We start from the raw sequence: 8215 nt of genomic DNA on the forward strand, positions 1-8215 counted from the left end.
GTAGGAGCTGCCGAAGGCTGCGATCTTTGAATGTTCTCTTGAGACTCAAGTGCTTGAGGCAAGATCGCAGCCTCGTTGCACTCGACAGCTCCTACAACACAGCCAACGGGAGCAAGCTCCCTCGCCACAGGAGCCCGTTCACCATAGGAAATCTGGGTCAACCCGCCCGGCGCAGTAGCCAGAACCCGGCCAACGCACAGACACCGGCCGGTACCAGCACCGCAAACAGCGGCGAGAAACCGAATACCAGGCTGGACGGCCCCAGCAAATCCTGGGCAATACGGAAGGTGAAGCCCACCAGCACGCCGGTAAACACTCGCTGACCAAGAGTCACCGAACGCAGCGGACCGAAGATGAAGGAAATCGCCATCAGCACCAGGGCTGCGGTGACCAGCGGCTGCAACACCTTGACCCAAAAAGCCAACCAGTAGCGGCCGTTGTTCAAGCCCTGATCCGCCAGATAGTGGATATACCCCCACAGGCCGGTAATCGACAGGGAATCCGGCGCCATCACCACGGTGCTCAGCAACTGCGGGCTCAGCGCCACGTCCCAGCGCTCTTGCGGGGCGGCGACCACCTCGGTGCGTTTGTCATGGAACAAGGTGGTGGTGACGTCACTCAGTTGCCAGTGATCTTCAACAAACCTGGCGCGCTTGGCGAAGCTCGACGACAGCATGTGCCGCTGGTCGTCGAAGCGGTAACGGGTCACGCCGTACAGGACACCGTTGGGCTGGACCGAGTTGATGTGGATGAACTCGTCGCCCTGGCGGTGCCACAGGCCGTGCTTGGCGCTTTGTGCGTCGCCGCCACCCTGGGCCAGGGAACGATTGGCCTGGGCGGTGTTTTCAGTGGCCGGGGCAACGTATTCGCCGACCAGCAAACCCACCAGCATCAGTACCAGCATCGGTTTCATCACAGCCCAGACGATCCGACCAACGGAAACACCGGCGGCGCGCATGATGGTCAGCTCGCTGTTACTCGCCAGGCTGCCCAGGCCGATCAGGCAACCGATCAGCGCTGCCATCGGCAACATGTCGTAGAGCCGCCGCGGGGCGGTCAGCAGCACGTAGCTCAGCACGTCCATCAAGGTATAGGTGTCGCTGACGTCACCCATTTCATCGATGAAAGCGAACAGGGTCGCCAGGCCAAGAATGATCCCCAGCACCGCGAGAATCGCCATGAACACACTGCTGCCGATGTACCGATCGAGTTTAACCACGGGCCACCTCCAGCGCGCTGCGACGACTGGCCAGCTTCAGGCGCAGTGGCTCCCAGTAAAGCAACCCAAGGCCAATCGCCAGGAAGATCGAATGCACCCACCAAAGGCCCAGCGCGGGCGGGATCTTGCCTTTCTCCAGCGCGCTACGGGCGGAAATCAGGATGGTCAGGTAAGCCATATACAGAAGAATCGCCGGTAGCAGCTTGAGGAAACGGCCCTGGCGCGGATTGACTCGCGCCAGCGGGACCGCCATGAGGGTCACGATGAATACCAGCAGCGGCAGCGAAAGGCGCCATTGCAATTCAGTGCGCGCCCGGATGTCGTTGTTGCCCAGCAAACTGGAGGTGGGCATGGCGTCGCGGTCGGTGACTTCGTCGCTGACCTCGGGCTTGGGCAGCAATACGCCATAGGTGTCGTACTTGATGGCCCGATAATCGGCCTGCCCCGGCTTGCCGTCGTAGCGGTAGCCGTTTTCCAGGATCAGGTAGCGGTTGCCGTCGGGGTTGATTTCCTGACGCCCCTTCTCAGCCACCAGCACCGAAATGCCGCGGTCTTTCTTGGTGTCGGAAGACACGTTCTTTTGCGTAATGAAGACGCCGCCCAGGTCGACCCGGTCTTCCGAAAGTTCTTCGGTATAGGTGACGCGAGTCCCGTCGCGCAGGGCCTGGAAGCGCCCGGGCACCAGGGTATCGAACTCGGTCAGGGCGTCCTGCTGGTTGATCAGCATCTGGAACTGGTTGGCTCCCTGGGGCGCCAGGCTAAGGCTCAGCCAGGCCACAACCAGCGCCACCAGAGTGGCCGGGAAGAGGGTCATGCGAAACAGGCGTTGCTGGCTCATGCCGGTGGCCGACAGCACGGTCATTTCGCTGTCCAGGTACAAGCGACCATAGGCCAGCAGAATGCCCAGGAACAACCCCAGCGGCAGGATCAGTTGCAAAAAGCCCGGCAGGCGGAACCCCATGATCAGGAACAGCGAGCCCGGATCCAGCGCGCCGGAAGCCGCCTGGGCGAGGTACTTGATGAAACGCCCGCTCATGATGATGACCAGCAGCACGGCGCTCACGGCGCTCAGGGTCAGCAGGACTTCGCGGGATAGATAACGAAAGACGATCAAACCAGACACTCCAAGGTTGTCAGGCTAAGGCGGCCAAACAAGCAAACGTATCGAGCCGGCCCACCAAGGCGAACCGCCGAAAAAAGAGCCGCATTATCCTGTGATTGGGGGCGCCTGTCACTTCGCACGCTTTAACCCGGCGCTTAAAGCCACAACTTAGCGCTGTCGGTGGGGTTGTCAGGCCCCGGCGCCGGGGTTCAAACTGCGGCCTTTGTCGCCGGCAAGCACCGGCGCTTCTCTTATATAGAAGAAGCTCGCTCAGCGCGCCATTGTGTCGGCGCCTGGCATCTTGACCATTCATTCAGGGATCCGCACATGGAACTGGTTGTAAAAAGCGTCAGCCCAGAAACGTTGAAAACCGCCACGCTGGTGGTTGCCGTCGGTGAAGGCCGCAAGCTCGGCGTCGTCGCCACCCAACTCGACGCCCTGTGCGGCGGTGCCATCAGCGCCGTGCTCAAGCGCGGCGACCTGGCTGGCAAAGTCGGCCAGAGCCTGTTGCTGCACAACCTGCCCAATCTCAAGGCCGAGCGCGTGCTGCTGGTGGGCGTGGGCAAGGACGCCGAGCTGGGAGACCGTCCGTTCCGTAAAGTCATCGCCGGCGTGCTGGGCACCCTCAAGGCTCTGGGCGGCACTGATGCCGTCCTGGCGCTGGACGAGTTGGTGGTCAAGGGTCGCGACAGCTACGGCAAAAACCGTCTGCTGGCTGAAACCCTGGTGGACGGCGAGTACCAGTTCGACCAGTTCAAGAGTCAGAAAGCCGAACCGCGCGCCCTGAAAAAAATCACCCTGCTGACCATCAAAGCCGCCCAGGCTGAAGTCCAGCGCGCCGTCACCCACGCCACCGCGATTGCCAATGGCATGGCCTTCACCCGCGACCTGGGCAACCTGCCACCGAACATCTGCCACCCGACATTCATGGGTGAACAGGCCAAGGCGTTGGGCAAGGAATTCAAGGGCCTTAAAGTCGAAGTCTTCGACGAGAAGAAAATCAAAGACCTGGGCATGGGTTCGTTCTATTCCGTCGGCCAGGGCAGCGCCCAGCCGCCGCGCCTGATCGTCATGCAATACAACGGTGGTAAGAAATCCGAGAAGCCGTACGCACTGGTCGGCAAGGGCATCACCTTCGACACCGGCGGCATCAGCCTCAAGCCCGGCGCCGGCATGGATGAGATGAAGTACGACATGGGCGGCGCCGCGAGCGTGTTCGGCACCCTGCGCGCCGTGCTCGAACTGCAATTGCCGATCAACCTGGTGTGCATCCTGGCCTGCGCCGAGAACATGCCCAGCGGCACCGCCTCGCGTCCGGGCGACATCGTCACCACCATGAGCGGCCAGACCGTGGAAATCCTCAACACCGACGCCGAAGGCCGCCTGGTGCTGTGTGACGCCCTCACCTACTCCGAGCGCTTCAAGCCGCAAGCGGTGATCGACATCGCCACCCTGACCGGCGCCTGCGTCGTCGCCCTCGGCGCCCACACCTCGGGTCTGCTGGGCAACAACGACGAACTGATCGGCCAACTGCTCAGCGCCGGCCAGCAAGCCGACGACCGCGCCTGGCAGTTACCACTGTTCGACGAATACCAGGAGCAACTGGACAGCCCGTTCGCCGACATCGCCAACATCGGTGGCCCGAAAGCCGGCACGATCACGGCGGCGTGCTTCCTGTCGCGCTTCACCAAGAACCTGAACTGGGCGCATCTGGACATCGCCGGCACAGCCTGGACCAGCGGCGGCAAGGACAAGGGCGCCACCGGCCGGCCGGTTCCCCTGCTGACCCAATACCTGCTGGATCGCGCCAAGGCCTGACACCGATGACCGGCGTTGACGTCGCCTTCGGGCGGCGCCAATGGCGGCTCAGGAACTGCAATGACCAAAGTCGATTTCTACATCCTGCCCAGCGCCGATCCGTCGGCGCGGCTGGATTTCGCCTGCAAGCTCACCGAAAAAGCCTGGCGCATGGGCCACCGCATCTACCTGCATTGCAGCGATGCCGCCCAGCGCGATGACCTCGATGCACGCCTGTGGGCCTTCAAGGGCGAAAGCTTCGTGCCCCATGGCCCGGCCGAAAACGAACCCGAAGGATTGATCGTGCTCGGGCTGGGGGATGACTGCGGTCAGCATCAGGACTTGCTGGTCAACCTTGACCTGAAAGTGCCGCCTTTTGCCCAGCGCTTCGCCCGCGTGGCGGAAGTGGTGGTGGAAGACCCGGGCATCCGGCAAGCCGCGCGGGAGAGTTTCCGTTTCTACCGCGAACAGGGCTATCCTCTGCAAGACCACCGTTTACAGCGACTCTGAGCCCACGATGGACACTCCAAAACCGCCACAAAAGCCCACGCACCTGCTGGACGACCTCGAGTCGATCCGCCAACTGCTCGGCGACGACAACCTGCAACCACCGCTGTTGACCGATACGGTGGAGCACGAGCCCGAGCATGATGAGCAGATTCCACTGCTGTTCGAGCCGATCACCGGCCAGCCCGAACCCAAGCCAGCGCCCAAGACCGAGGCCAAAGGCCCCGATGCCCTGTTGCACCTGGAAAGCGAACTGCGCGCCGCCGCGCAATTGATCATGCAAGACGTCATCGACGACTTCGCTCCGCACATCGAGACCGAGATCAAGCGCCGGCTGGATGCGCGGATGGAGCGGTTGCTGAGTCAGTACGAATAAAAGCACTTCCCCGCTTTTGTGGCGAGGGAGCTTGCTCCCGCTCGGCTGCGAAGCAGCCGTAACACTGGCGAGCTGCCCCCATCTCACTCCTTGACACTTTGGGGGCCGCCCCGCGCCCCAGCGGGAGCAAGCTCCCTCGCCACAGGATTTGTTGCGCCTGTTAATACGCGCTCACTGCGTACTGGCTCGCCCTGCGTCCTTCGCCCCGCTATACTTCCCGGCTTTTCCTGAATAAATGCCAATAGGGTCCCGCCGCGCATGGATAAGACCTACCAGCCGCACGCCATTGAAACTTCCTGGTACAACACCTGGGAGTCCGAGAATTATTTCGCTCCGCAAGGCGCGGGCGATTCCTACACCATCATGATCCCGCCGCCGAACGTCACCGGCAGCCTGCACATGGGTCACGGTTTCAACAACGCGATCATGGATGCCCTGATCCGTTTCCGCCGTATGCAAGGCCGCAACACCCTTTGGCAGCCGGGCACCGACCACGCGGGCATCGCCACGCAGATGCTGGTGGAACGTCGCCTCGAAGCCCAGGGTCAGAACCGCCATGACCTGGGACGCGAGAAATTCCTCGAGAAAGTCTGGGAATGGAAAGACGAGTCCGGTGGCAACATCAGCCGCCAGATTCGCCGCCTGGGCTCGTCCGTGGACTGGAGCCGCGAGCGTTTCACCATGGACGATGGTCTCTCGGAAGCGGTGAAAGAAGCCTTCGTGCGCTTGCATGAAGACGGCCTGATCTATCGCGGCAAGCGCCTGGTCAACTGGGACACCAAGCTGCACACCGCCATTTCCGACCTCGAAGTGGAAAACCACGACGAGAAAGGTTTCCTGTGGAACCTCAAATACCCACTGGCCGACGGCGCAACCACCGCTGAAGGCAAGGACTACCTGATCGTCGCCACCACGCGCCCGGAAACCATGCTCGGCGATGCCGCCGTGGCGGTGAACCCGAACGATGAACGCTATCAGGCCCTGATCGGCAAGTTCGTCGAACTGCCCTTGGTCGGTCGTCGCATTCCGATCATCGGGGATGACTACTGCGACCCCGAATTCGGCACCGGCTGCGTGAAAATCACCCCGGCCCACGATTTCAACGACTACGAAGTCGGCAAGCGCCACACCCTGCCGCTGCTGAACATCTTCGACAAGAACGCCAACGTGTTGCCGGCGGCCCAGGTGTTCAACCTCGACGGCACGTTGAACGAAACTGTCGACGGCCAGATCCCGGCCGAATACGCCGGCCTGGACCGCTTCGAAGCGCGCAAGCAGATCGTCGCGGCGTTCGACGCGGCCGGCCTGCTGGTCAGCGTCGATGATCACGGCCTTAAAGTGCCGAAAGGCGACCGCTCCGGCACCATCATCGAGCCGTGGCTGACCGATCAGTGGTACGTGTCCACCAAACCGTTGGCCGAACCTGCGATCGCTGCGGTAGAAGACGGTCGCATCCAGTTCGTCCCCAAGCAATACGAAAACATGTACTTCTCATGGATGCGTGACATCCAGGACTGGTGCATCAGCCGCCAACTGTGGTGGGGCCATCGCATCCCGGCCTGGTACGACGAGTCGGGCAAGGTCTATGTCGGCCGCGATGAAACCGAAGTCCGCGCCAAGCACAACCTCGGCCCGGACGTTGCCTTGCAGCAGGACAACGACGTACTCGATACCTGGTTCAGCTCGGGCCTGTGGACCTTCTCCACCTTGGGCTGGCCGCAGCAGACCGAGTTCCTGAAGAAATTCCACTCCACCGACGTACTGGTCACCGGCTTCGACATCATTTTCTTCTGGGTCGCCCGGATGATCATGCTGACCATGCATCTGGTGAAAAACGAAGACGGCACGCCACAAGTCCCGTTCAAGACCGTCTATGTGCACGGTCTGGTGCGCGATGGCCAGGGCCAGAAGATGTCCAAGTCCAAGGGCAACGTCCTGGACCCGCTGGACATCATCGACGGTATCGATCTGGAAACCCTGGTGCACAAACGCACTTCGGGCCTGATGCAGCCAAAACTGGCGAAGAAGATCGAGAAGGCCACCCGCGAAGAGTTCGCCGACGGCATCGCCAGCTACGGCACCGACGCCCTGCGCTTCACCTTCTGCTCGTTGGCGTCCACCGGTCGTGACATCAAGTTCGACATGGGCCGCGTCGAGGGTTATCGCAACTTCTGCAACAAGATCTGGAACGCCGCGCGCTACGTGCTGGACAAGGGCGAAGACTGCGGCCAGAACGGCGAAGCCTTTGAGCTGACGCTGGCTGATCGCTGGATTATTTCCCAGCTGCAACGCACCGAAGCCGAAGTGACCCGCCAACTCGATCAGTTCCGTTTCGACCTGGCGGCACAAGCGTTGTATGAGTTCATCTGGAACCAGTATTGCGACTGGTACCTGGAACTGTCCAAACCTGTGCTGTGGGACGAAAACGCCCCGGTCGAACGCCAGCGCGGCACCCGCCGTACCCTGGTGCGGGTGCTGGAAGTGGCACTGCGCCTGGCGCATCCGTTCATGCCGTTCATCACCGAGGAAATCTGGCAGCGCGTCGCACCGCTGGCAGGCGCCCAAGGCAAGACAATCATGCTGCAACCGTGGCCGGTGGCCAACGAAACCCGCATCGACCCTGCTGCCGAAGACGACATCGAATGGCTCAAGACCTTCATGCTGGGCCTGCGTAACATCCGCGCCGAAATGAACATCGGCCCGGGCAAACCGTTGAACCTGTTCCTGAACAATACCGGCACCGAAGACCTGCGCCGCCTCCACGAGAACGAAGCGCTGCTCAAGAAACTGGCCAAGCTCGAATCGGTGACCGTCCTGGCCGCTGGCGAAGAAGCGCCGCTGTCCGCCACCGCCCTGGTCGGCGAGATGGAAGTGCTGGTGCCGATGGCCGGCCTGATCGACAAGGCTGCCGAACTGGCGCGCCTGGACAAGGAAATCCTGCGTTTGAAGGGCGAAGTCCAGCGCGTCGGCGGCAAACTGTCCAACGCCGGTTTCGTGGACAAGGCGCCGCCTGAAGTCATCGAGAAGGAACGCGCCAAACTGGCCGAGGCTGAACAGGCCTTGGGCAAGCTGGCCGAGCAACATGCACGGATCTCCAGCCTGTAACGGGGATTGCAGTGAAAAAGGAGGTCCGGATGGGCCTCCTTTTTTATGCCTGGTACTTTTTTCCAAACAATGAAGATCTCTTGTGGGAGCGGGCTTGCTCGCGAAAGCG

The 8215-nt window shown here is 61.8% G+C and carries 6 protein-coding genes; 4 read left to right on the plus strand and 2 right to left on the minus strand.

Annotated features, from left to right (window positions below; translation table 11 throughout):
• Positions 1-157: 157 nt before the first annotated feature.
• Entirely contained in the window at positions 158-1219 is a 1062-nt protein-coding gene (gene lptG / locus HU811_RS22195; protein ID WP_092393633.1) for an LPS export ABC transporter permease LptG, read from the minus strand.
• Complete coding sequence (gene lptF, locus HU811_RS22200) at positions 1212-2333, minus strand: LPS export ABC transporter permease LptF (RefSeq protein WP_047228878.1); 1122 nt, start codon at positions 2331-2333, stop codon at positions 1212-1214. The genes lptG and lptF overlap by 8 nt, the downstream gene beginning before the upstream one ends.
• A 315-nt stretch (positions 2334-2648) precedes the next feature.
• Between lptF and HU811_RS22205 the strand changes: the two genes are divergently transcribed.
• The 4 genes from HU811_RS22205 to HU811_RS22220 all read left to right on the plus strand — a co-directional run bounded on the left by HU811_RS22205 (position 2649) and on the right by HU811_RS22220 (position 8106).
• Positions 2649-4139 (plus strand): leucyl aminopeptidase, encoded by a 1491-nt coding sequence (locus tag HU811_RS22205; protein ID WP_186658100.1) that lies wholly within the window; start codon positions 2649-2651, stop codon positions 4137-4139.
• A gap of 60 nt (positions 4140-4199) precedes the next feature.
• A complete protein-coding gene (locus HU811_RS22210) occupies positions 4200-4628 on the plus strand; it encodes a DNA polymerase III subunit chi (RefSeq protein ID WP_047228876.1) in 429 nt (142 codons plus the stop codon).
• A 7-nt stretch (positions 4629-4635) separates the two neighbouring features.
• On the plus strand, positions 4636-5001 hold the full coding sequence (locus HU811_RS22215) for a DNA polymerase III subunit chi (protein WP_092456357.1): 366 nt from the start codon (positions 4636-4638) through the stop codon (positions 4999-5001).
• Between the two features lie 258 nt (positions 5002-5259).
• Positions 5260-8106: a valine--tRNA ligase gene (locus tag HU811_RS22220; protein ID WP_186658112.1), complete on the plus strand. Its 2847-nt coding sequence runs from the start codon at positions 5260-5262 to the stop codon at positions 8104-8106.
• The last annotated feature ends 109 nt before the right edge of the window (positions 8107-8215 follow it).

The sequence above is a fragment of the Pseudomonas tehranensis genome, from assembly GCF_014268615.1.
Taxonomy (GTDB): Bacteria; Pseudomonadota; Gammaproteobacteria; order Pseudomonadales; family Pseudomonadaceae; genus Aquipseudomonas; species Aquipseudomonas tehranensis.

Bases quoted from the DNA above. Each gene is read 5' to 3' on its own strand.
- HU811_RS22220 (WP_186658112.1), top strand. From the start codon at position 5,260: ATGGATAAGACCTACCAGCCGCACGCCATTGAAACTTCCTGGTACAAC.
- HU811_RS22215 (WP_092456357.1), top strand. From the start codon at position 4,636: ATGGACACTCCAAAACCGCCACAAAAGCCCACGCACCTGCTGGACGAC.
- HU811_RS22205 (WP_186658100.1), top strand. From the start codon at position 2,649: ATGGAACTGGTTGTAAAAAGCGTCAGCCCAGAAACGTTGAAAACCGCC.
- HU811_RS22210 (WP_047228876.1), top strand. From the start codon at position 4,200: ATGACCAAAGTCGATTTCTACATCCTGCCCAGCGCCGATCCGTCGGCG.